A 21,981-nucleotide genomic window follows, 5' to 3' on the forward strand; every position below is an offset into this window, starting at 1 on the left:
AGGAGAGGCATAATGAAAACGCTGCTGATTATCGATTCCGGACTCGGACAGGCGCGCGCCTATATGGCGAAAACCCTTCTGAGTGCGGCGGCCCAAAAAGCCCATTTAGACATTATCGACAACCCGAACGACGCTGAGCTGGCGATTGTGCTGGGTTCTGCACTGCCAGCAGATAGCGCGCTGAACGGTAAACAGGTTTACCTCGGCGATGTGAATCGCGCGGTGGCACACCCGGAGCTGTTCCTGAGCGAAGCTAAATCTCACGCAGCGCCATACGTGACGCCTGCGGTGATTGCGCCAGTGGCGAAAAGTGGTGCCAAACGCATCGTGGCCGTTACGGCTTGCCCGACCGGTGTGGCACACACCTTTATGGCCGCAGAAGCGATTGAAACCGAAGCGAAAAAACGCGGCTGGTGGGTGAAAGTTGAAACCCGCGGATCCGTCGGGGCGGGCAATGCGATTACGCCGGAAGAAGTGGCGGAAGCGGATCTGGTTATCGTCGCGGCTGACATCGAAGTGGACCTGGCGAAATTTGCTGGTAAACCGATGTACCGCACTTCAACCGGTCTGGCGCTGAAGAAAACGGCGCAGGAACTGGATAAAGCGGTAGTTGAAGCTGAACCGTATTTGCCGAAAGGCAACGTGCAGTCGGCTCAGGAAGGCAAGAAGAAAGGCGGCGGGGCGTACAGCCACCTGCTGACCGGCGTATCTTACATGCTGCCGATGGTGGTCGCGGGCGGTCTGTGTATCGCGCTCTCCTTCGCATTCGGTATTACCGCGTTCAAAGAAGAAGGCACGCTGGCGGCGGCGCTGATGCAAATCGGCGGTGGTTCAGCCTTCGCGCTGATGGTTCCGGTGTTAGCGGGTTATATCGCATTCTCCATCGCGGACCGTCCGGGCCTGACTCCAGGTCTTATTGGCGGTATGCTGGCAGTCAGCACCGGGGCGGGCTTTATCGGCGGTATCATTGCGGGTTTCCTTGCCGGTTACGTCGCGAGAATGATCAGCACCAAAGTGAAGCTCCCGCCTAGCATGGAAGCGCTGAAACCGATTCTGATAATCCCGCTGTTTTCCAGTCTGATTGTCGGTCTGGCGATGATTTACCTGATTGGTAAACCGGTTTCGGGCATCCTCGCGGGTCTGACGCACTGGCTGCAAACCATGGGTACCGCGAATGCGGTTCTGCTCGGCGCCATCCTGGGGGCGATGATGTGTACCGATATGGGTGGCCCGGTGAACAAAGCGGCTTACGCGTTTGGTGTCGGGCTGCTGAGTACGCAAACTTATGCGCCGATGGCCGCAATTATGGCGGCAGGCATGGTACCACCGCTGGCGCTTGGTCTGGCAACGATTGTGGCACGTCGTAAGTTCGATAAAGCGCAGCAGGAAGGGGGCAAAGCCGCTCTGGTGCTCGGTCTGTGCTTCATTACCGAAGGTGCGATTCCGTTTGCGGCCCGTGACCCAATGCGCGTTCTGCCTTGCTGTATCATCGGTGGCGCGGTAACAGGCGCAATGTCGATGGCGGTCGGTGCGAAGCTGATGGCCCCGCACGGCGGTCTGTTTGTCCTGCTCATCCCAGGCGCAATCACCCCGGTTCTGGGTTACCTGATGGCGATTGTTGTCGGTACGCTGGTAGCGGGTCTCTCTTACGCGGTGCTGAAACGCCCGGAAGCAGAGGCCGTTGCTAAAGCAGCGTAAACCACCCTCTCGTTCTAAAAGGCAGAGCTCGCTCTGCCTTTTTTACGTCAGCAACGCACTAAAATTTCTCTCCGGATCCATCGCCAGCGCGAGGGTGAACAATGCCTGTTTGTTGCTGATGGCATATCCCGTTTTCTTTTTTTGCAGTAATCCATCCCGGGTAAATTGCGCAATCACGTACAGCAAGTGACGATACGATACGCCCATATATTCTGCGGCCTGCGTATGTTTTTCCTGATAAAGCTCGCCATGTTGGGTCAGCAAAATAAACGCCGCCAGTCGGTTTGTCAGCGGGAAAGACTGGTTTTGCGTCAAAGAGACAATGTTCCGATAGTTCTTACGGCTAAGCGCAATGCAGAGGTTGCGTAAAAATGTCACATCATTGAGCAACTGCGGACGGAACGATTTCATGGGGAGTGTGAGGCACCAGCACTCCTCAATGGCCTGTACAGCGCGTGGCTCGTGGCGGGTATCCACCAGCTCGATTTCACCGATAAAGCAGGACGCGCCGAAAAAATCGATCAATGAAACGCGGCCATTAGGCAGCGTGGCATAAAGTTTGGCCCTTCCGCGGACCAGATAAAACAACCAGACGGGCTGCGCGCCTTCCTCAACAATGTAGTCTCCGGCAGCGATGTGAAACAGATGCGTCGCCCGCTCAACGGCCACGGAAAACCGCCCGAGGTAGCCTGAATCACGGATCAGCTGCTTTTTGAGATCGTCGTTATAGATTTCTTTCATCGCCCTTTCCCGGTATGAGATTTCTCATATCCAGCATACGTTTTGCGTTGTTACGATTCAATCATCACTCTGGTTTACATTTCATCGTCGAAATGAAAATAACGCTGTCGTTAATCACCGAGGAAATAAAAATGGAAAAGAGAAAAATCATTCTTGATTGTGACCCGGGTCACGATGATGCCATTGCGATTATGATGGCTGCGAAACATCCAGCCATTGATTTGTTGGGGATTACTATCGTCGCCGGAAATCAGACGCTGGATAAAACACTCGTGAATGGCCTAAATGTTTGTCAGTATCTGGATATAAATATCCCGGTATATGCGGGTATGCCAAAGCCGATTATGCGTGAGCAAATTGTGGCTGATAATATTCATGGGGAATCGGGGCTTGATGGTCCTGTTTTTGCACCGCTGACACGCAAAGCTGAAAATACGCATGCTGTTAAGTATATTATTGATACCCTGATGGCGAGTGACGGTGATATTACGCTAGTGCCCGTCGGACCACTCAGTAATATTGCAGTAGCAATGCGCATGCAGCCTGCTATTTTGCCGAAAATACGTGAAATCGTTCTGATGGGTGGGGCGTACGGTACTGGCAATTTTACCCCGTCGGCAGAATTCAATATCTTCGCCGATCCAGAGGCGGCCCGGGTTGTCTTCACTTCTGGCGTGCCGCTGGTAATGATGGGACTCGACTTAACCAACCAGACTGTCTGTACCGCAGAGGTGATCGCGCGTATGGAAAAAGTCGGTGGGGCGGCCGGGAAATTGTTCAGCGATATCATGAATTTCACGCTCAAAACCCAATTTGAAAATTACGGACTGGCAGGCGGCCCGGTACACGATGCCACCTGTATAGGCTATCTCATTAACCCTTCACAGATTCACACTCAGGACATGTACGTCGAAATCGATGTGAACAGCGGCCCATGTTATGGACGTACCGTCTGTGATGAGTTGGGCGTGCTGGGCAAGCCCGCAAATGTCAAAGTGGGGGTGAGTATCGACACTCATCAATTTTGGGATTTAGTGGAAGAGTGTGTGGGCATGTACCGTTTGGCTAAATAACGGCCTCTGAATCCAGGCATGTTCCACCTGACATGCCTGAAACTCTTCCTGGGCAGCAAGCGGTCGCCCTTAAAAAATCAGACCTGGCATAAGAGATAATCATTATGGATATAATGAGAAGTTTTCTGGGTATGGTAGTTTTACTGGCAATTGCGTTTTTACTGTCGGTAAATAAGAAAAATATTCGCTTGCGCACCGTTGGTGCAGCATTGTTATTACAAATTGTTATTGGTGGCATTGTGCTTTATTTCCCTCCGGGGAAATGGTTAGCTGAACAGGCGGCCTTAGGCATTCATAAAGTTATGTCTTATAGCGATGCCGGAAGTGCTTTTATTTTTGGTTCTTTAGTCGGACCCAAAATGGATGTGGTATTTAACGGCGCTGGTTTTATTTTTGCTTTTCGCGTATTGCCAGCCATTATCTTCATCACAGCGTTAGTTAGTTTACTGTATTACATCGGCATAATGGGGAGCTTGATCCGAATTTTGGGGGGGATTTTCCAGAAAGCCCTGGATATCAGTAAGATAGAATCTTTTGTTGCCGTAACGACCATCTTTCTCGGGCAAAACGAAATCCCGGCAATTGTGAAGCCGTTTATGGATAAGCTCAATCGCAACGAACTGTTCACTGCTATTTGCAGCGGGATGGCCTCCATTGCCGGTTCAACGATGATTGGTTATGCAGCGCTTGGCGTACCGATTGATTATCTGCTGGCAGCTTCGTTGATGGCAATCCCCGGCGGTATTCTGTTTGCCCGGATGCTGAGCCCAGCCACAGAGGCTTCTCAGGTCTCGTTCGATAATTTGTCTTTCACAGAAACACCGGCAAAAAGCGTGATTGAGGCGGCGGCCTCAGGCGCAATGACCGGGCTGAAAATTGCCGCAGGCGTCGCGACGGTGGTAATGGCTTTCGTGGCTATTATTGCCTTACTGAACGGTATTATTGGTGGCGTTGGCGGCTGGTTTGGTTTTGGTCACGCCACGCTTGAAGGTATTTTCGGTTATCTGCTTGCGCCACTGGCATGGTTAATGGGTGTGGATTGGGGAGATGCTAACCTTGCGGGGAGTTTGATAGGGCAAAAACTGGCGATCAACGAGTTTGTGGCATATCTGCATTTTTCGCCTTATCTGCAAGCAGGCAGCAGCCTGGATGTGAAAACTATCGCCATTATCTCTTTTGCACTGTGTGGATTCGCCAACTTTGGCTCCATTGGCGTGGTGGTCGGGGCATTTTCAGCCATTGCGCCGCAGCGTGCGCCGGAGATTGCACAACTTGGCCTTCGGGCGTTACTTGCGGCCACGCTCTCCAATCTGATGAGCGCGACCATTGCCGGTTTCTTTATCGCTCTGGCGTGATACCGATGAGCACAGCGGATGTGCTCGTTTTACGCCGCAGCAACTTCATTCTGCTGCGCTTTCAGCCATGCGATTTCTTCAGCCCAGATATCCGGATTAACGGTTTCCAGCACCATCGGGATGCCGTCGAAGCGATTGTCCTGCATTATCCAGCGGAACGCATCGTGGCCGATATTGCCTTCACCGAGGCTGTGATGGCGGTCAACACGGCTGCCGAAAGCGCTCTTGGCGTCGTTCAGGTGCATTCCGCGCAGGTAGTTAAAGCCAACGATACGTTCGAATTCTGCGAAGGTTTTTTCACACTCTTCAGCGCTGCGTAAGTCATAGCCTGCGGCGAAGGCGTGGCAGGTATCGATGCACACGCCGACGCGGGATTTATCTTCCACGCCATCTATGATGGCCGCCAGGTGTTCGAACTCAAAGCCCAGATTGCTGCCCTGACCGGCGGTATTTTCGATAACTGCGGTGACGCCTTCGGTTTGTGCCAGTGCGATGTTGATGGACTCGGCAATGCGCGCCAGACAGTCATCAACCGGGATTTGCATCAGGTGGCTGCCCGGATGGAAGTTCAGCAACGTCAGCCCTAACTGCTGACAGCGGGTGAGTTCGTCGACGAAGGCTTCACGGGATTTCTCCAGCGCATCGGTGACGGGATGGCCGAGGTTAATCAGGTAGCTGTCGTGCGGCAGGATTTGCGCCGGGGAGAAATGGTATTTTTCGCAGGCAGCTTTGAAATCGTCGATGACCTCGCTGGTCAGCGGGGCCGCACGCCACTGGCGCTGGTTCTTGGTGAACAGGGCGAATGCAGTGGCCTCAAGTTCCGCAGCGCGGATCGCGGCATTGGCGACACCGCCGGAGGCGCTGACATGTGCTCCGATGTATTTCATAAAAAACTCCTGTTAAACCCGCCTAAAAGGAAATGCATAGCAAAGGCTAATCATAGCGGGTTAACAGGAGAGTGATACAGTGCTTTATGCCATCAGGGCATGAACTGCAACGTTAATCATGCCACCGCCGACGATGAGCCAGACGAACAGCATCAGTGCCATCAGCAGCGGTTTCGCTCCGGCTTTTTTCAGTGCGCTGACGTGGGTAGTTAAGCCCAGAGCCGCCATCGCCATCGCCAACAGTACGGTGTCGAGGGTTACCAGCACGTCTACAACCGCTTTCGGTAACAGGTGGAACGAGTTGAAAATCGCCACCACGATGAACAGGACTGCAAACCACGGAATGGTGATTTTGCTTTTCTCACCGTTGCCCGCAGGTGCCAGTTGTTTAACGCGAGCGGCCAGGATAATCAGGAACGGTGCCAGCATCATCACACGCAGCATTTTGGCAATCACTGCCGCATTTTCAGCATCCGGGCTGACTGCGTGCCCAGCTGCCACAACCTGTGCAACTTCATGCATGGTTGAACCCATGTAAATCCCGTAGGTTTCCGGAGTAAACCAGTGGGCCAGTACCGGGTACATCGCCGGGTAGAGGAAAATGGCAATGGTCCCGAAAATCACAACCGTCGCAACCGCCACGGTGACTTTGCTGGATTCAGCTTTCAATACCGGTTCTGTTGCCAGGACGGCCGCCGCGCCGCAGATACTGCTGCCCGCGCCAATTAACCAACTGGTCTGTTTATCAAGGCCAAACACTTTCTGGCCGAGGAAAGACGCCAGTAAAAAAGTGCTGGAGAGCGTCAGCACGTCGATGGCGATCCCGCTGAAACCCACGTCAGCAATTTGCGAAAACGTCAGGCGGAAGCCATAAAGAATGATGCCCAGACGCAGCAAATGCTGCTTGGCGAACAACACACCGCCGTCGCAGCGCTGCCAGATTTTTGGGTAAACCGTGTTGCCGACGACCATCCCAAGCAGAATAGCCATCGTCAGTGCGCTGAATCCCGCACCGGCAATCGCCGGAATGCTTCCGGTCCACAGTGCAACCCCGGTAATTAAGGCGGTAAGCGCCAGGCCCGGGACAAAATGCCCGAACGAATGTCGGCGTCTGTTGAGCGTGAGTGTTGTCATAACCTTCTCCTTTATCTGGATTAAAGGTTACGTGCCGCTGGCTTAAAAATAAAATTGATTATATGTTTATAATCAATCTGAATAACTGGTATAGATGAGGTTTCTATGCACATCACCTTACGCCAGCTGGAAGTTTTTGCTGAAGTGCTGAAAAGCGGTTCGACAACCCAGGCCTCGCAAATGCTGTCGTTATCGCAGTCGGCGGTCAGCGCGGCGCTTACCGATCTGGAAGGCCAGCTCGGCGTGCAGCTGTTCGACCGGGTCGGAAAACGACTGGTGGTGAACGAACATGGCCGTCTGCTGTATCCACGCGCGCTGGCGACGCTGGAACAGGCAACCGAAATCGAGCAGTTGTTTCGCGAAGATAACGGCGCTATCCGTGTTTTCGCCAGCAGCACTATCGGTAACTACATTCTGCCGGAAATCATCGCCCGCTATCGTCGTGATTTTCCGTCGCTTCCGCTGGAGCTCAGCGTCGGTAACAGTCAGGACGTGATCAACGCCGTCAGCGATTTCCGCGTGGATATCGGACTCATCGAAGGACCATGCCACGCCGCAGAAATTATTGCCGAACCCTGGCTGGAAGATGAGCTGGTGGTGTTCGCTGCACCAGGCTCGGCGTTACTGACAGGGGAGGTGACGCTGGCGAGGCTGGCCGAAGCGCCGTGGATCCTTCGCGAGCGCGGTTCCGGTACGCGTGAAATCGTCGATTACCTGCTGCTGTCCCATTTGCCGGAATTTCATCTCGGGATGGAGCTTGGTAACTCTGAGGCCATCAAGCACGCGGTACGCCACGGCTTGGGCATCAGCTGTTTGTCACGGCGCGTGATTGCCGAACAGCTCGACAGCGGCACGCTGGTCGAGCTTCCTGTCCCGCTGCCGCGCCTGACGCGCAAGCTCTGGCGTATTCATCACCGGCAAAAACACCTTTCAAATGCGCTGCAGCGTTTCCTGCGATATTGCGATATTTGATGGCATGGCGCAACGGCGGAATAAGGGCTTTACTTATAATTTGTGCTTCATCATGAAGCTCTCTTATAAGTGCGCATTTGTGCCGGAAGGAACGGCGATCGTCTGCTACAATCGCGCCTCATTTTTTGGAAGGACAGCATTTTCCTATGGTTTCCGAAACTAAAACCACAGAAGCGCCCGCGCTCCGTCGCGAACTTAAGGCGCGTCACCTGACGATGATCGCTATTGGCGGTTCAATCGGTACAGGATTGTTTGTTGCCTCAGGGGCAACCATTTCGCAGGCGGGCCCAGGCGGCGCACTGCTTTCTTACATTCTTATTGGTCTGATGGTGTACTTCCTGATGACAAGCCTTGGCGAACTGGCAGCATTTATGCCGGTGTCAGGCTCGTTTGCGACCTATGGTCAGAACTATGTAGAAGAAGGTTTCGGCTTCGCGCTGGGCTGGAACTACTGGTACAACTGGGCGGTAACTATCGCCGTCGACCTTGTCGCCTCACAGCTGGTCATGAATTATTGGTTCCCGGACACGCCGGGCTGGATCTGGAGCGCACTGTTCCTCGGCATTATGTTCCTGCTGAACTGGATCTCGGTCAAAGGCTTCGGCGAAGCGGAATACTGGTTCTCGCTGATTAAAGTGACCACCGTTATCATCTTTATCGGTGTTGGCGTGCTGATGATTTTCGGCATCTTTAAAGGCGCTCAGCCGGTAGGCTGGAGCAACTGGACAACCGGCGATGCGCCGTTTGCTGGCGGTTTTGCGGCGATGATTGGCGTGGCGATGATTGTCGGCTTCTCCTTCCAGGGTACCGAACTTATCGGTATCGCGGCGGGTGAATCCGAAGATCCAGAGAAGAACATTCCACGCGCGGTGCGTCAGGTGTTCTGGCGTATCCTGCTGTTCTATGTGTTCGCAATCCTGATTATTAGCCTGATCATTCCTTATACCGATCCGAGCCTGCTGCGTAACGACGTGAAAGACATTTCCGTCAGCCCGTTCACGCTGGTATTCCAGCATGCTGGCCTGCTGTCTGCGGCGGCGGTAATGAATGCGGTTATCCTGACGGCGGTGCTGTCTGCCGGTAATTCCGGGATGTATGCCTCGACTCGTATGCTTTACACCCTGGCCTGTGACGGTAAAGCTCCGCGTATTTTCTCGAAGCTTTCCAAAGGCGGCGTGCCGCGTAACGCACTGTATGCGACCACCGTGGTAGCGGGGCTGTGCTTCCTGACGTCTATGTTCGGCAACCAGACTGTTTACCTGTGGCTGCTGAATACTTCAGGGATGACCGGGTTTATCGCCTGGCTCGGTATTGCTATCAGCCATTACCGGTTCCGTCGCGGTTACGTTATGCAGGGTCTTGACCTGAACAATCTGCCGTACCGTTCAGGTTTCTTCCCGATTGGGCCAATCTTTGCGTTCGTCCTGTGTCTGATTATCACGCTCGGCCAGAACTACGAAGCCTTCCTGAAAGATACCATTGACTGGGGCGGCGTAGCGGCAACCTACATCGGCATCCCGCTGTTCCTGGTTATCTGGTTCGGCTACAAGCTCTCGAAGGGCAGTCGCTTCGTACGCTACAGCGAAATGACATTCCCGGAACGCTTCAAACAGTAAGTGATTCTCCCTATGAAAACCCTCCGCCGGAGGGTTTTTTTTTGCCCAGCGGCGCTGCGCTTGCGTGGACCTACGGATTTTGTAGGCACGGTAAGCGTAGCGCCACCGGGCATTTTGATACCGCTATTATACCCTTCAGACATAATTTCTAACAATTGAATTGATAATTGTTATCATTCTTCTTATCATCTACGAACTTTCAGGATGAAGCCACTCTCCCGCATCTTGTCCGAGGACGCTAACGGACCAGGGTGACCAGCCACATCTGCACTTTTTTGGTTGTTGTTGTTTACCTCATGGAGAAAGGAAATGTTCAGGTTAAATCCTCTTGTTCGGGGCGGGTTGTGTGCATCCGCATTTGCGCTGTCGATGCCCGTAATGGCTGAAAACGACGGTGAAACCCTGGTGGTCACAGCCTCCGCGACGGAGCAGAGCGTGAAAGATGCGCCGGCCAGTATCAGCGTGATTACCCAGCAGGATCTTCAGCGCCGTCCGGTGCAAAATCTGAAGGACGTATTACAGGACGTCCCGGGCGTGCAGCTCACCAACGAAGGGGATAACCGCAAGGGCGTCAGTTTGCGTGGACTCGACAGCAGCTACACCCTGATTCTGGTCGACGGCAAACGCGTTAACTCGCGCAACGCCGTGTTCCGTCATAACGATTTCGACCTCAACTGGATCCCGGTAGACGCCATAGAACGTATCGAAGTGGTGCGCGGCCCGATGTCGTCGCTGTACGGGTCCGATGCATTAGGGGGTGTGGTAAACATTATCACCAAAAAAATCGGCCAGAAATGGCACGGGACGCTGACCGCTGATACCACTATTCAGGAACACCGCGACCGCGGCGACACCTATAACGGCCAGTTCTTTACCAGCGGTCCGCTGATCGACGGCGTGCTGGGGTTGAAAGCCTACGGTAACCTGTCCAAACGCGAAAAAGACGAACAGCAGAAATCGTCAACGACGGCCAGTGGTGAATCCCCGCGGATTGAAGGCTACACCAGCCGCGACGGCAACGTCGAGTTTGCCTGGACGCCAAACGACAACCACGATTTCACCGCCGGATACGGCTTCGACCGTCAGGACCGTGATTCTGATTCCCTTGATAAAAACCGTCTGGAACGCCAGAGCTACTCCTTGAGCCACAACGGCCGTTGGGACCTGGGCAACAGTGAGCTGAAGTTCTATGGCGAAAAAGTGGATAACAAAAACCCGGAAGCGGCTGGCGTTATCACCTCTGAAAGTAACTCCATTGACGGCAAATACGTGCTGCCGTTGGACGCCATCAATCAGCTGCTGACGGTGGGCGGCGAATGGCGTCACGATAAGCTCAAAGACCCGGTCAATTTGCAGGGCAGCGGTAACACATCCGCCAGCCAGTACGCGCTGTTTATCGAAGACGAATGGCGGATTTTCGAGCCGCTGGCGCTGACCACCGGTGTGCGTATGGACGACCACGAAACCTACGGCGACCACTGGAGCCCGCGTGCGTATCTGGTGTACACCGCCACCGACACCGTGACGGTCAAAGGCGGCTGGGCAAATGCCTTCAAAGCGCCATCATTGCTGCAACTCAGCCCGGACTGGACCACCGGTTCCTGCCGCGGTGCCTGTGAAATTGTCGGCAGCCCGGACCTGAAACCGGAAACCAGTGAAAGCTACGAGCTCGGCATTTATTACGCCGGGGAAGAAGGCTGGCTGGAAGGCGTGCAGGGCAGCATCACGACTTTCCAGAATGATGTCGATGACCGCATCAGCATCAGCCGTACGGCTAACGTCGATCAGGCGAAAGACTACCCGAACTATGTGGGCCTGAATGCCGACGGCGAACCGATTTTCCGCTATTACAACGTCAACAAAGCGCGTATCCGCGGCGTAGAAACCGAGCTGAAATTCCCGCTGACGGAAGACTGGAAAGTCACGCTGAACTACACCTACAACGACGGTCGAGACCTGAGCAACGGCGGCAACAAACCGCTGTCCGAGCTGCCATACCACACGGCGAACGGCGTGGTGGACTGGCAGGCGACGCAGGACTGGTCCTTCTATATGCAGGCGAACTACAGCGGCGAGAAACGCGCCATGACTACAAACGGCGCAACGCCGGGCGGATATGTTATCTGGAATACTGGCGGCGCGTGGCAGGCGACGAAGAATGTCAAACTGCGTGCGGGCGTGCTGAACCTGACTGATAAGGATCTCAGCCGCGATGATTACAGCTACAACGAGGACGGACGTCGCTACTTTATGGCGGTGGATTACCGTTTCTGAGTTAGCGTACTGAAGAACACTATCGAACAGCGCCGCCTTGCAAAGGGCGGCGCTTTTTTACTGCGTTAAACCGGACGTCTTTGCGGCGGGTATTCGGCATCAGGTTGATGGGTGATGCGGTTTCGCAAATCGCGACGTACCAGTTCAATGGTCCAGAACCAGAAAATATGCCCCAGAATTTCAGAAACGTATTCCTCGAAAGGCAGTTCGGACAGCGGTGGCGTCAAATGCAGCAACGGAAAACTGATCCCGTGTACGCAAATTGTCGAGAGAATACCCGCCATGACCCCTTGCCACATTTTCACTTTCGCAAAGACTTCTGCGACCAGGCAGTAGCCTACGGCAAACACCAGAGAGAAGATGATATGGGTCACCATCACTGGGTTAATAATGTGTTCGGAAAAGGTATAGACGGTGGAGGTGGGGTCGATGCCCAGATAATCCCGCAGGAAAATATAAGGCGGATTGAACTCATTACGGCCCAGCGAAAAAGTGCGTGGAGGCAGCGGAACTTCGGCCCCCCATTTCACAAACGCCGACAAAATTCCGCCTACGATCCCCACTAACAGAGCCACACCATAACGCCGGTTTTGCGGCGCCGTTTTCATCAATAAAGTCGTTGTCATCATAAAAAATCATCCCTAATTCATAAGAGTAAAAGCGATGAGAGAATACGCTGACCCGCGGATGAAAATTGTGATGAAGATTATAGTTGACGTGTTTTGATTGTTTTTGAGTTTTTAAGCGCGTAGGTCAGTAGGCCCGGTCAGCGGAGCGCCACCGGGCAGCAAGCGGGTGTTACTTCAGCAGATGCTGCGCATGGAAGCGCAGGTGATCTTCTATAAAGGACGCAATAAACCAATAGCTGTGATCGAAGCCGGACTGAATGCGCAGCGTTAACGGCCACTGGGTCTGGCGGGCGGCTTCGGCCAGCACCGCAGGTTGCAGTTGATCCGCCAGGAACTGATCGGTATCGCCCTGATCGATTAATGTCGGAATGGCGCTGGCCGCGTCACTCGCTAACATCAGTGCACAGCTGTCCCACGCTTGCCAGCTCGATTTATCTTCCCCGAGATAAGCGCTAAACGCTTTCTGGCCCCATGGCACCCGGGTCGGGTTAACAATTGGCGCAAAGGCAGAAACGCTGGTGTATTTGCCTGGGTTTTTCAACGCCAGAATTAACGCGCCGTGGCCGCCCATCGAATGGCCGGAAATCGCGCTGCGCTCGGCGACGTTGAACTGTGCCTGAATCAGCGTGGGGAGTTCGTCACGCAGATAATCGTACATCCGGTAATGCGCGGCCCACGGGGCCTGCGTTGCGTTGAGGTAGAACCCGGCACCTTTGCCGAGATCGTAGCCCTCGTCATCTGCCACGTTATCGCCGCGCGGGCTGGTGTCTGGCATTACCAGGACGATACCGAGTTCGGCTGCGACGCGCTGGGCGCCTGCTTTTGTCGCGAAATTCTCGTCGTTGCAGGTCAGGCCTGACAGCCAGTACAGCACTGGCGGCGGCGTATTATCGCGCGGCGGTGGCAGAAAAATACTGAACGTCATGGCGCAGTTCAGCGTGCTGGAGTCATGCCGCCAGCGTTGCTGCCAGCCCTCAAAACAACGGTGCTCTTCGAGCAATTCCATGCAAGGCTCCCGGGTGAGTGATTGAAAATGTTCTGATTCATCATACAGATCATGTGCAGCGATGAATAACTTTCGCTTCCGCATTGCAGTTACATGCTGCATCATAAACATAACTTTACATTAACATGCGAGATTAACATGGCGCTACGTACCGCGCTGAGTGGGTTTGTCATGCTGGTGGTCGCCATGGGGATTGGGCGTTTTGCCTTCACGCCTCAGGTGCCGCTGATGATTGCTGACGGACAGCTTACGCTGACCAGCGCCGGGCTGGTCGCCGCGATGAATTATCTGGGATATTTGCTGGGTGCCTGGGATGCGATGCGGGCCCACCGCGGTGTGGAAGGGCGGCTGTACGCCGGGATCCTGGGCGCGGTGGGGCTGACGTTTCTCTCTGCCTGGGCCGACAACGCCTGGTTGCACGCCGTTCTGCGACTGGTGATTGGCGCAATGAGCGGCTGGGCGATGGTGTTGACGGCAGCCTGGACCAATGAGCGTCTGGCACAGGCCGGACGTCCCGGCCTGAGCGCCGCGGTGTTTGCCGGGCCGGGGGCGGGGATTGCGCTGAGTGGTCTGTTGGCGGTCTATATCCATGCGCAGCAGCTCAGCGCCGCCGCGGGCTGGCTGCTTTACGGCCTGCTGGCGCTGGTGTTGATTGCCTTTATTTCTCGCTGGCTACCGCGTCCTGGCGATTTTCATCGTCCAGGCGGTCAGCCTGAACCTTTGCATTTGACGGCAAGCCTGAAACGTCTGGTCTGGAGCTACAGCCTGGCGGGCTTTGGCTATATACTGCCCGCCACCTTTTTATCGCAAATGGCCGCCGCGCGTTTTCCCGGCAGCCTGTTTGCCCAGTTCCTGTGGCCCGTATTTGGCGCGGCGGCGGTGGTCGGCATTGGATTGAGTATTTTGCTGCGCGGTGTTGGCCACAGCTATCAGCGACTGGCGATTGTGTTGTGGTTACAGGGCGTCGGCGTGCTGGCCGCCTGGCTGGTGCCGGGAATGAGCGGCCTGGTTACTGGCGCGTTGCTGGTGGGCGGCGGCTTCCTGTGTGCGGTGCAGCTTTCATTACTGTACGGACGGGAGCTCGCACCGCAGCATACGCGTTACATGGCCGGATTATTAACCACCGGTTATGCCGTCGGTCAACTGGTGGGGCCGATGACTTCCGCGCTGTCGACCTGGCTGACACAGCGCCTGGAGCCTGCGCTCGGCGTGGCGGCAATCGCGCTGTTGATAGGGGGGATGCTGGTCTGGCGTCCACCGCAAGAAAGGTTAAGCCAATTTCAATAATTATCACCGTGAATACTGGATTCTGTGCGCGGCCTCACGCACAATGAGTGCTCACTTTGCCCTCAGAGTGCAAAGGTCGCCACACCTGCAGGAGAACAAGAATGCCATCATTGAGTAAAGAAGCCGCGCTGGTTCATGAGGCGCTGTTAGCGCGTGGTCTGGAAACGCCGCTACGTCCCTCGGTTGAACTGGATAATGAATCACGCAAGCGTCTGATTGCCGGTCATATGACCGAAATTATGCAGCTGCTGAATCTCGATCTTAGTGATGACAGCCTGACGGAAACGCCGCACCGCATCGCCAAGATGTACGTCGACGAAATCTTCTCTGGCCTCGATTACGCCAACTTCCCGAAAATCACTGTCATTGAGAATAAAATGAAGGTCGATGAAATGGTGACCGTGCGCGATATCACCCTGACCAGCACCTGCGAGCATCACTTTGTCACCATCGACGGCAAAGCGACCGTGGCCTACATCCCGAAAGAGTCGGTGATTGGCCTGTCGAAGATTAACCGCATTGTGCAGTTCTTTGCCCAGCGTCCGCAGGTGCAGGAGCGTCTGACGCAGCAAATCCTGACCGCGTTGCAGACTCTGCTCGGCACCAATAACGTGGCAGTTTCCATTGATGCTGTGCATTATTGCGTGAAAGCGCGTGGCATTCGTGATGCGACCAGCGCCACGACGACCACTTCGCTCGGTGGACTGTTTAAGTCGAGCCAGAACACCCGCCAGGAGTTTCTGCGCGCCGTTCGTCACCACAACTAATGCTTAAAGCAGGTACTTAATGGAGCGAAACGTCACGCTGGATTTTGTTCGCGGCGTCGCTATTCTTGGGATCCTGCTGCTTAATATCGTTGCCTTTGGCTTGCCAAAGGCGGCGTATCTCAATCCTGCCTGGTACGGCGATATCACTCAACGTGATGCGTGGACGTGGGCCGCTCTCGACCTGTTTGCACAGGTCAAATTCCTGACGCTGTTTGCTCTCCTGTTTGGCGCTGGCCTACAGTTGCTGCTTCCCCGCGGCAAACGCTGGATCCAGGCGCGGCTTTCTCTGTTAGCAATACTCGGTTTTGCACATGGGCTTCTTTTCTGGGACGGCGATATTCTGCTGGCCTACGCGCTGGTTGGCCTGGTCTGCTGGCGGATGGTGCGTGAAGCGCAAAGCGCAAAATCGATGTTTAACACCGGCGTGGTGCTGTACCTGATTGGCATAGCGGTCCTGGTGTTTTTAGGGCTTATCTCCGGCGATACGCCAAACCGTTCCTGGGTCCCGGATCCGGCCAACCTGCAATATGAACAGTACTGGAAGCTGAAAGGCGGAATGGAGGCTATCAGCAATCGCACGGATATGCTGTCCGACAATCTGCTGGCGCTTGGCGCACAGTACGGCTGGCAACTGGCGGGTATGATGCTGATGGGCGCCTCGCTAATGCGCTGTGGCTGGCTGAAAGGCCAGTTCAGCCTTTCACATTACCGTCGCGTGGGCGCGCTGTTAATAACCCTTGGCGTGCTGATAAACCTGCCTGCGACGATCGCGCAATGGCATTTTGACTGGTCTTATCGCTGGTGTGCGTTCTTGTTACAGGCCCCGCGCGAGCTGGGTGCGCCGTTTCAGACTGTCGGTTACGCCGCGTTAGCCTACGGCTTCTGGCCACAAATATGTTCTTCACGCCTGGTGGGAGCGATAGCCTGCGTTGGGCGTATGGCGCTTTCCAACTATCTGCTGCAAACCCTTATCTGCACCACGCTGTTCTACCGGTTTGATTTATTTATGAAATTTGACCGATTGACGCTGCTCGCCTTTGTGCCAGCCATTTGGCTGGTGAATATCCTGTTCTCCGTTATCTGGCTGCGCTATTGCCGTCAGGGGCCGGCGGAATGGCTGTGGCGGCAGTTGACCGCACGGGCCGCAGGGGTATCCATTTCTAAAACATCCAGATAACGATCTGGATCACAATCATTAACAAAACGGATGTAACCGTTTCCATCAGTGTGACCTTCTTCACGTAGTCCTCGCCCGCTCGCTGCCAGAATAGCCACCTTGCTCAACACAGGGGGTGACTGTGAGTTGCTGCCAATTTCAACAGGACGGTGGTTATGATCACCATTCGTGATGTGGCCCGCCATGCGGGTGTTTCCGTCGCGACCATTTCCCGCGTGCTGAATAACAGCCCGCTTGTCAGTCCTGAAACCCGGGAAATCGTAATGAAAGCCGTCTCGGCGCTGGGGTATCGGCCCAACGCCAACGCGCAGGCGTTAGCGACCCAGGTCAGCGACACCATCGGCGTGGTGGTGATGGACGTGTCGGATGCGTTTTTCGGGGCACTGGTCAAGGCCGTCGATACCGTTGCTCAGCAGTTTCAGAAAAACGTGCTGATCGGCAACAGCTATCACGAAGCGGAAAAGGAACGTAACGCCATTGAGGTGCTGATTCGCCAGCGCTGCAATGCGTTAATCGTGCATTCCAAAGCATTGAGCGACGCAGAAATCAGCGAGTTCCTCGAGCATATCCCCGGCATGGTGATGATTAACCGCATTGTGCCTGGCTATGAACACCGCTGCGTTGGGCTTGATAACGTCAGCGGCGCAATGATGGCGACGCGGATGCTGCTTAATCAAGGGCATACCCGCGTGGGTTATCTGGCCTCCAGTCATGGCATTGAAGATAACCAGATGCGTCAGGAAGGCTGGCTGCGCGCGATGAGCGAGCAGGGCATTGTTGCGCCGGAATCCTGGATTGGCACCGGCTCACCAGATTTGCAGGGTGGCGAAGCGGCGATGGTTGAGCTGTTGGGACGCAATCAGGGCCTGACGGCGGTATTTGCCTACAACGACAACATGGCGGCTGGGGCGCTGACGACGCTGAAGGATAACGGGATTGCGGTGCCACAGCATCTGTCACTCATTGGTTTCGATGATATTCCGATTGCCCGTTACACCGATCCGCAGCTGACGACGGTGCGATACCCGATTGTGTCGATGGCAAAACTGGCGACGGAACTGGCATTAATGGGCGCGGCGGGGAAGCTGGATCCTCTGGCAACTCACTGTTTTATGCCGACCTTAGTGCGTCGTCATTCGGTGGCATTGAAGCAATCTGTGGGGTCGATCACTAACTTATAATGTGCCGTGATGTAACCGCTTTCAATTTGTGAGTAAATTCACAGTATCTTAACATTCGCCTGTCTATGATGTCAGCGTTTGTAAGGCTGAAACACTATGTAACGGTGATTAATCACTTTTAGTAGTGCAATAAAGCGATAAGCAATCAATTAAACGCACGTTGGAGCGTTACCGAACACGGAAGATGGTTTTTGGATTAATTTTACTTCGGCGGTCAGTAACAATTCATTAACGTTGTGCCTGCCGACATAAGCTACCCTGCATAAAAATAACCGGAGATACCATGAATAAGAAGGTGTTAACCCTGTCCGCTGTGATGTCTTGCATGTTGTTCGGTGCCGCTGCTCATGCAGCTGATACCCGTATCGGCGTAACCATCTACAAATATGACGATAACTTCATGTCTGTGGTACGCAAAGCAATTGAGAAAGACGGCAAAGCAGCGCCAGACGTTCAGCTGCTGATGAACGACTCGCAGAACGACCAGTCAAAACAGAACGACCAGATCGACGTACTGCTGGCGAAAGGCGTGAAAGCGCTGGCCATCAACCTCGTTGACCCGGCTGCGGCAGGCACCGTAATCGAAAAAGCACGTGGTCAGAACGTGCCGGTGGTGTTCTTCAACAAAGAGCCGTCCCGCAAAGCGCTGGACAGCTATGACAAAGCCTTCTACGTCGGTACTGACTCTAAAGAGTCTGGCGTGATCCAGGGCGATCTGATTGCTAAACACTGGGCGGCTAACCCTAATTGGGACCTGAATAAAGATGGTCAGGTTCAGTTCGTGCTGCTGAAAGGCGAGCCGGGTCACCCGGATGCTGAAGCGCGTACCACCTACGTTATCAAAGAGCTGAACGCGAAGGGCCTGAAAACCCAGCAGCTGCAGCTGGATACCGCAATGTGGGATACCGCTCAGGCGAAAGACAAAATGGACGCATGGCTGTCCGGTCCTAACGCTAACAAAATCGAAGTGGTTATCGCCAACAACGATGCGATGGCAATGGGCGCAGTCGAAGCTCTGAAAGCACACAACAAATCCAGCATTCCTGTGTTTGGTGTGGATGCGCTGCCAGAAGCGCTGGCGCTGGTGAAATCCGGTGCAATGGCCGGTACCGTGCTGAACGATGCAAACAACCAGGCGAAAGCCACCTTCGATCTGGCGAAAAACCTGGCTGATGGCAAAGAAGCCGCTGCGGGTACCAACTGGAAAATCGAGAACAAAGTGGTTCGCATTCCTTACGTTGGCGTCGATAAAGACAACTTGGCTCAGTTCATCGGTAAGTAATTTTATTTCAGTGTATATACCCAAAATACTTCGAGTTGCAGGAAGGCGGCGACACAGTGAATCCCCGGGAGCTTACATAAGTAAGTGACTGGGGTGAACGAGGAAAGCCAACACACCTGCAACTTGAAGTATGAAGGGTATATCTCCCGTGCTGGATAGTCAGCACGGGAAAATATTAGCGCAGCCAGGGTTAACTATGGTCAGCAATAAAACAGAATCGTCAGGTGAAATCTTGTTGGAGATGAGCAATATCAACAAGTCATTTCCCGGCGTCAAAGCGCTCGATAATGTTAATTTAAAAGTCCGCCCTCATTCCATTCACGCATTAATGGGAGAGAACGGCGCTGGCAAATCGACATTATTAAAATGTTTGTTTGGGATCTACCAAAAAGATTCCGGTAGTATTATTTTTCAGGGAAAAGAGATTGACTTCCATTCCGCGAAAGAAGCACTTGAAAACGGTGTTTCGATGGTGCACCAGGAATTGAACCTGGTTCTCCAGCGCTCGGTGATGGACAATATGTGGTTGGGACGTTATCCGACCAAAGGTGTATTTGTCGACCAGGACAAAATGTACCGTGATACCAAAGCGATATTCGATGAGCTGGATATTGATATTGACCCTAACGCTCGCGTGGGAACATTATCCGTATCGCAAATGCAGATGATCGAAATTGCTAAAGCGTTTTCGTATGACGCCAAAATTGTCATTATGGATGAGCCGACGTCTTCCTTAACGGAAAAAGAAGTCAATCATCTGTTTAAGATTATCCGTAAACTGAAAGATCGTGGCTGCGGTATTGTTTACATCTCGCATAAAATGGAAGAAATTTTCCAGCTGTGCGATGAAATCACCATCCTGCGTGACGGACAGTGGATCGCCACTCAGCCGCTGGAAGGGCTGGACATGGACAAAATCATCTCCATGATGGTGGGCCGTTCACTGAACCAGCGCTTCCCGGATAAATACAACACGCCGGGTGAAACGATCCTTGAGGTGCGTAACCTCACCTCGCTGCGCCAGCCGTCAATTCGTGACGTTTCTTTTGATCTGCGTAAAGGGGAAATCCTCGGAATCGCGGGTCTGGTGGGGGCGAAGCGTACCGACATCGTTGAAACGCTGTTTGGTATCCGCGAAAAGTCAGGCGGCACAATAACCCTGCACGGTAAGAAGATTAATAACCATAGCGCGAACGAAGCCATTAACCACGGCTTCGCGCTGGTGACTGAAGAGCGTCGTTCGACAGGGATTTACGCGTACCTGGATATCGGTTTTAACTCACTGATTTCCAATATCAAAAATTACCGCGGCAAAGTGGGTCTGCTGGATAACTCCCGCATGAAGAGCGACACCCAATGGGTCATCGACTCCATGCGTGTAAAAACCCCCGGGCACCAGACGCAAATCGGTTCGCTTTCCGGTGGTAACCAGCAGAAGGTCATTATTGGTCGCTGGTTATTAACGCAGCCGGAAATTTTAATGCTGGATGAACCAACGCGCGGAATTGACGTTGGCGCTAAGTTTGAAATTTATCAGCTGATTGCGGAGCTTGCGAAAAAAGAGAAAGGGATAATTATCATCTCTTCTGAAATGCCAGAGCTGCTGGGTATCACTGACCGTATTCTGGTAATGAGTAACGGTATGGTTGCCGGCATTGTTGACACTAAAACGACTACGCAGAACGAAATATTACGTCTTGCGTCTTTGCACCTTTAAGATCAGGGGCTCCTCATGAGTGCGTTAAATAAAAAAAGTTTTCTCACTTATCTGAAAGAAGGCGGCATTTACGTTGTTCTTTTGGTATTACTGGCCATCATTATTTTCCAGGACCCCACATTCTTAAGTCTGCTGAACTTAAGTAATATCCTGACTCAGTCATCTGTTCGTATTATTATTGCCCTCGGCGTCGCCGGGCTGATTGTTACCCAGGGTACTGACCTTTCTGCCGGTCGTCAGGTGGGTCTGGCGGCGGTTATCGCGGCAACGCTGTTGCAGTCCGTTGATAACGCCAACAAGGTGTTCCCGGATTTAGCTACGCTGCCGATTCCCGTTGTGCTGCTGATTGTCTGCGCCATCGGTGCGGTGATTGGCCTGGTAAACGGGATTATCATCGCTTACCTGAACGTAACGCCGTTTATCACGACGTTGGGTACGATGATCATCGTGTACGGTATTAACTCCCTGTACTACGACTTCGTCGGCGCGTCGCCGGTGTCGGGCTTTGACTCGCACTTCTCGACGTTTACCCAAGGGTTTATCGCACTGGGGACATTCCGACTCTCGTACATCACCTTCTACGCGTTGATTGCGACGGTGTTTGTCTGGGTGCTGTGGAACAAAACCCGCTTTGGTAAAAACATTTTCGCCATCGGCGGTAACCCGGACGCAGCACGCGTATCCGGCGTTAACGTTGCCCTCAACCTGCTTATGATTTACGCGTTGTCCGGTGTGTTCTACGCCTTCGGCGGGATGCTGGAAGCGGGCCGTATCGGTTCGGCAACCAACAACCTCGGCTTCATGTATGAGCTGGATGCGATTGCCGCCTGTGTGGTCGGTGGGGTGTCATTCAGCGGCGGCGTCGGCACGGTGATCGGCGTGGTGACCGGTGTTATCATCTTTACCGTCATCAACTACGGTTTGACCTATATCGGCGTCAACCCGTACTGGCAGTATATTATCAAGGGCGGCATCATTATCTTCGCTGTGGCTCTTGATTCACTGAAGTATGCTCGTAAGAAGTAATCTTTCGTGTAGCAGCGATAAAAACCCGCCGTGAGAACGGCGGGTTTTTTCGTTTATCATCAGGGTGATAAACGCCCGTGTAAATTTAAACAAATTATTCCTCCGGTTGTTATTTCACCTTTGGCAGAATTTGTCCTCAAATGCCTTTTCTGATTGTGG

At 53.7% G+C, this 21,981-nt stretch carries 18 protein-coding genes; 13 read left to right on the forward strand and 5 right to left on the reverse strand.

Annotation, left to right across the window (positions count from 1 at the left end; genetic code table 11):
• The first annotated feature begins 12 nt into the window (after positions 1-12).
• Entirely contained in the window at positions 13-1,698 is a 1,686-nt protein-coding gene (gene fruA, locus MUU47_RS16895; protein WP_258989293.1) for a PTS fructose transporter subunit IIBC, read from the forward strand.
• A 42-nt stretch (positions 1,699-1,740) separates the two neighbouring features.
• On the opposite strand, the gene MUU47_RS16900 is transcribed toward fruA, so the two are convergent.
• Positions 1,741-2,439: a transcriptional regulator YeiL gene (locus MUU47_RS16900; protein ID WP_258989295.1), complete on the reverse strand. Its 699-nt coding sequence runs from the start codon at positions 2,437-2,439 to the stop codon at positions 1,741-1,743.
• A 131-nt stretch (positions 2,440-2,570) separates the two neighbouring features.
• Here MUU47_RS16900 and rihB point away from each other — a divergent pair, with 131 nt between their 5' ends.
• Both rihB and MUU47_RS16910 read left to right on the forward strand, forming a co-directional pair.
• On the forward strand, positions 2,571-3,512 hold the full coding sequence (rihB, locus tag MUU47_RS16905) for a ribosylpyrimidine nucleosidase (protein ID WP_258989297.1): 942 nt from the start codon (positions 2,571-2,573) through the stop codon (positions 3,510-3,512).
• A gap of 104 nt (positions 3,513-3,616) precedes the next feature.
• Complete coding sequence (locus tag MUU47_RS16910; RefSeq protein WP_258989299.1) at positions 3,617-4,867, forward strand: NupC/NupG family nucleoside CNT transporter; 1,251 nt, start codon at positions 3,617-3,619, stop codon at positions 4,865-4,867.
• A 29-nt stretch (positions 4,868-4,896) separates the two neighbouring features.
• Here the strand turns inward: MUU47_RS16910 and nfo are convergent, their stop codons facing one another.
• On the reverse strand, positions 4,897-5,754 hold the full coding sequence (gene nfo / locus MUU47_RS16915) for a deoxyribonuclease IV (RefSeq protein ID WP_258989300.1): 858 nt from the start codon (positions 5,752-5,754) through the stop codon (positions 4,897-4,899).
• Between the two features lie 84 nt (positions 5,755-5,838).
• Entirely contained in the window at positions 5,839-6,888 is a 1,050-nt protein-coding gene (locus MUU47_RS16920) for a YeiH family protein (RefSeq protein WP_258989301.1), read from the reverse strand.
• Between the two features lie 105 nt (positions 6,889-6,993).
• Between MUU47_RS16920 and yieE the strand changes: the two genes are divergently transcribed.
• The 3 genes from yieE to cirA all read left to right on the forward strand — a co-directional run bounded on the left by yieE (position 6,994) and on the right by cirA (position 11,750).
• Entirely contained in the window at positions 6,994-7,860 is an 867-nt protein-coding gene (gene yieE, locus MUU47_RS16925) for a DNA-binding transcriptional regulator YeiE (protein ID WP_258989302.1), read from the forward strand.
• A 146-nt stretch (positions 7,861-8,006) separates the two neighbouring features.
• A complete protein-coding gene (locus tag MUU47_RS16930; RefSeq protein ID WP_258989303.1) occupies positions 8,007-9,476 on the forward strand; it encodes an amino acid permease in 1,470 nt (489 codons plus the stop codon).
• Between the two features lie 309 nt (positions 9,477-9,785).
• Positions 9,786-11,750 carry a catecholate siderophore receptor CirA gene (gene cirA / locus MUU47_RS16935; protein ID WP_258989306.1) on the forward strand — a complete coding sequence of 655 codons (1,965 nt, stop codon included), beginning with the start codon at positions 9,786-9,788 and terminating at the stop codon, positions 11,748-11,750.
• A gap of 65 nt (positions 11,751-11,815) precedes the next feature.
• Here the strand turns inward: cirA and MUU47_RS16940 are convergent, their stop codons facing one another.
• Together MUU47_RS16940 and fghA are read right to left on the reverse strand one after the other, a co-directional pair.
• Positions 11,816-12,379 (reverse strand): YagU family protein, encoded by a 564-nt coding sequence (locus tag MUU47_RS16940; protein WP_258989307.1) that lies wholly within the window; start codon positions 12,377-12,379, stop codon positions 11,816-11,818.
• Positions 12,380-12,548: 169 nt separating this feature from the next.
• On the reverse strand, positions 12,549-13,385 hold the full coding sequence (gene fghA / locus MUU47_RS16945) for an S-formylglutathione hydrolase (protein WP_258989309.1): 837 nt from the start codon (positions 13,383-13,385) through the stop codon (positions 12,549-12,551).
• Positions 13,386-13,523: 138 nt separating this feature from the next.
• Between fghA and MUU47_RS16950 the strand changes: the two genes are divergently transcribed.
• The 7 genes from MUU47_RS16950 (at position 13,524) to mglC (ending at position 21,822) form a co-directional block, all read left to right on the forward strand.
• Positions 13,524-14,672 (forward strand): YbfB/YjiJ family MFS transporter, encoded by a 1,149-nt coding sequence (locus tag MUU47_RS16950; protein WP_258989311.1) that lies wholly within the window; start codon positions 13,524-13,526, stop codon positions 14,670-14,672.
• Positions 14,673-14,773: 101 nt separating this feature from the next.
• On the forward strand, positions 14,774-15,439 hold the full coding sequence (gene folE / locus MUU47_RS16955; RefSeq protein ID WP_258989313.1) for a GTP cyclohydrolase I FolE: 666 nt from the start codon (positions 14,774-14,776) through the stop codon (positions 15,437-15,439).
• 19 nt (positions 15,440-15,458) lie between these two features.
• Positions 15,459-16,616 carry a DUF418 domain-containing protein YeiB gene (yeiB, locus tag MUU47_RS16960; protein WP_258989315.1) on the forward strand — a complete coding sequence of 386 codons (1,158 nt, stop codon included), beginning with the start codon at positions 15,459-15,461 and terminating at the stop codon, positions 16,614-16,616.
• A gap of 155 nt (positions 16,617-16,771) precedes the next feature.
• The gene (galS, locus tag MUU47_RS16965; RefSeq protein ID WP_258968137.1) at positions 16,772-17,797 is read left to right on the forward strand and encodes an HTH-type transcriptional regulator GalS; all 1,026 of its coding nucleotides are present in this window, start codon (positions 16,772-16,774) and stop codon (positions 17,795-17,797) included.
• Positions 17,798-18,080: 283 nt separating this feature from the next.
• Positions 18,081-19,079 carry a galactose/glucose ABC transporter substrate-binding protein MglB gene (mglB, locus tag MUU47_RS16970; RefSeq protein WP_258989316.1) on the forward strand — a complete coding sequence of 333 codons (999 nt, stop codon included), beginning with the start codon at positions 18,081-18,083 and terminating at the stop codon, positions 19,077-19,079.
• Positions 19,080-19,275: 196 nt separating this feature from the next.
• Positions 19,276-20,796 (forward strand): galactose/methyl galactoside ABC transporter ATP-binding protein MglA, encoded by a 1,521-nt coding sequence (mglA, locus tag MUU47_RS16975; RefSeq protein WP_258989317.1) that lies wholly within the window; start codon positions 19,276-19,278, stop codon positions 20,794-20,796.
• A 15-nt stretch (positions 20,797-20,811) separates the two neighbouring features.
• Complete coding sequence (gene mglC / locus MUU47_RS16980; RefSeq protein WP_258989318.1) at positions 20,812-21,822, forward strand: galactose/methyl galactoside ABC transporter permease MglC; 1,011 nt, start codon at positions 20,812-20,814, stop codon at positions 21,820-21,822.
• The last annotated feature ends 159 nt before the right edge of the window (positions 21,823-21,981 follow it).

Origin of the sequence: Scandinavium hiltneri (assembly GCF_024764835.1) — a bacterium.
GTDB lineage: Bacteria > Pseudomonadota > Gammaproteobacteria > Enterobacterales > Enterobacteriaceae > Scandinavium > Scandinavium hiltneri.

What these genes read in the sequence shown, in the direction of transcription:
- fruA (WP_258989293.1), top strand. Translation starts at nt 13, where the DNA reads ATGAAAACGCTGCTGATTATCGATTCCGGACTCGGACAGGCGCGCGCC.
- MUU47_RS16900 (WP_258989295.1), bottom strand. Translation starts at nt 2,439, where the DNA reads ATGAAAGAAATCTATAACGACGATCTCAAAAAGCAGCTGATCCGTGAT.
- rihB (WP_258989297.1), top strand. Translation starts at nt 2,571, where the DNA reads ATGGAAAAGAGAAAAATCATTCTTGATTGTGACCCGGGTCACGATGAT.
- MUU47_RS16910 (WP_258989299.1), top strand. Translation starts at nt 3,617, where the DNA reads ATGGATATAATGAGAAGTTTTCTGGGTATGGTAGTTTTACTGGCAATT.
- nfo (WP_258989300.1), bottom strand. Translation starts at nt 5,754, where the DNA reads ATGAAATACATCGGAGCACATGTCAGCGCCTCCGGCGGTGTCGCCAAT.
- MUU47_RS16920 (WP_258989301.1), bottom strand. Translation starts at nt 6,888, where the DNA reads ATGACAACACTCACGCTCAACAGACGCCGACATTCGTTCGGGCATTTT.
- yieE (WP_258989302.1), top strand. Translation starts at nt 6,994, where the DNA reads ATGCACATCACCTTACGCCAGCTGGAAGTTTTTGCTGAAGTGCTGAAA.
- MUU47_RS16930 (WP_258989303.1), top strand. Translation starts at nt 8,007, where the DNA reads ATGGTTTCCGAAACTAAAACCACAGAAGCGCCCGCGCTCCGTCGCGAA.
- cirA (WP_258989306.1), top strand. Translation starts at nt 9,786, where the DNA reads ATGTTCAGGTTAAATCCTCTTGTTCGGGGCGGGTTGTGTGCATCCGCA.
- MUU47_RS16940 (WP_258989307.1), bottom strand. Translation starts at nt 12,379, where the DNA reads ATGATGACAACGACTTTATTGATGAAAACGGCGCCGCAAAACCGGCGT.
- fghA (WP_258989309.1), bottom strand. Translation starts at nt 13,385, where the DNA reads ATGGAATTGCTCGAAGAGCACCGTTGTTTTGAGGGCTGGCAGCAACGC.
- MUU47_RS16950 (WP_258989311.1), top strand. Translation starts at nt 13,524, where the DNA reads ATGGCGCTACGTACCGCGCTGAGTGGGTTTGTCATGCTGGTGGTCGCC.
- folE (WP_258989313.1), top strand. Translation starts at nt 14,774, where the DNA reads ATGCCATCATTGAGTAAAGAAGCCGCGCTGGTTCATGAGGCGCTGTTA.
- yeiB (WP_258989315.1), top strand. Translation starts at nt 15,459, where the DNA reads ATGGAGCGAAACGTCACGCTGGATTTTGTTCGCGGCGTCGCTATTCTT.
- galS (WP_258968137.1), top strand. Translation starts at nt 16,772, where the DNA reads ATGATCACCATTCGTGATGTGGCCCGCCATGCGGGTGTTTCCGTCGCG.
- mglB (WP_258989316.1), top strand. Translation starts at nt 18,081, where the DNA reads ATGAATAAGAAGGTGTTAACCCTGTCCGCTGTGATGTCTTGCATGTTG.
- mglA (WP_258989317.1), top strand. Translation starts at nt 19,276, where the DNA reads ATGGTCAGCAATAAAACAGAATCGTCAGGTGAAATCTTGTTGGAGATG.
- mglC (WP_258989318.1), top strand. Translation starts at nt 20,812, where the DNA reads ATGAGTGCGTTAAATAAAAAAAGTTTTCTCACTTATCTGAAAGAAGGC.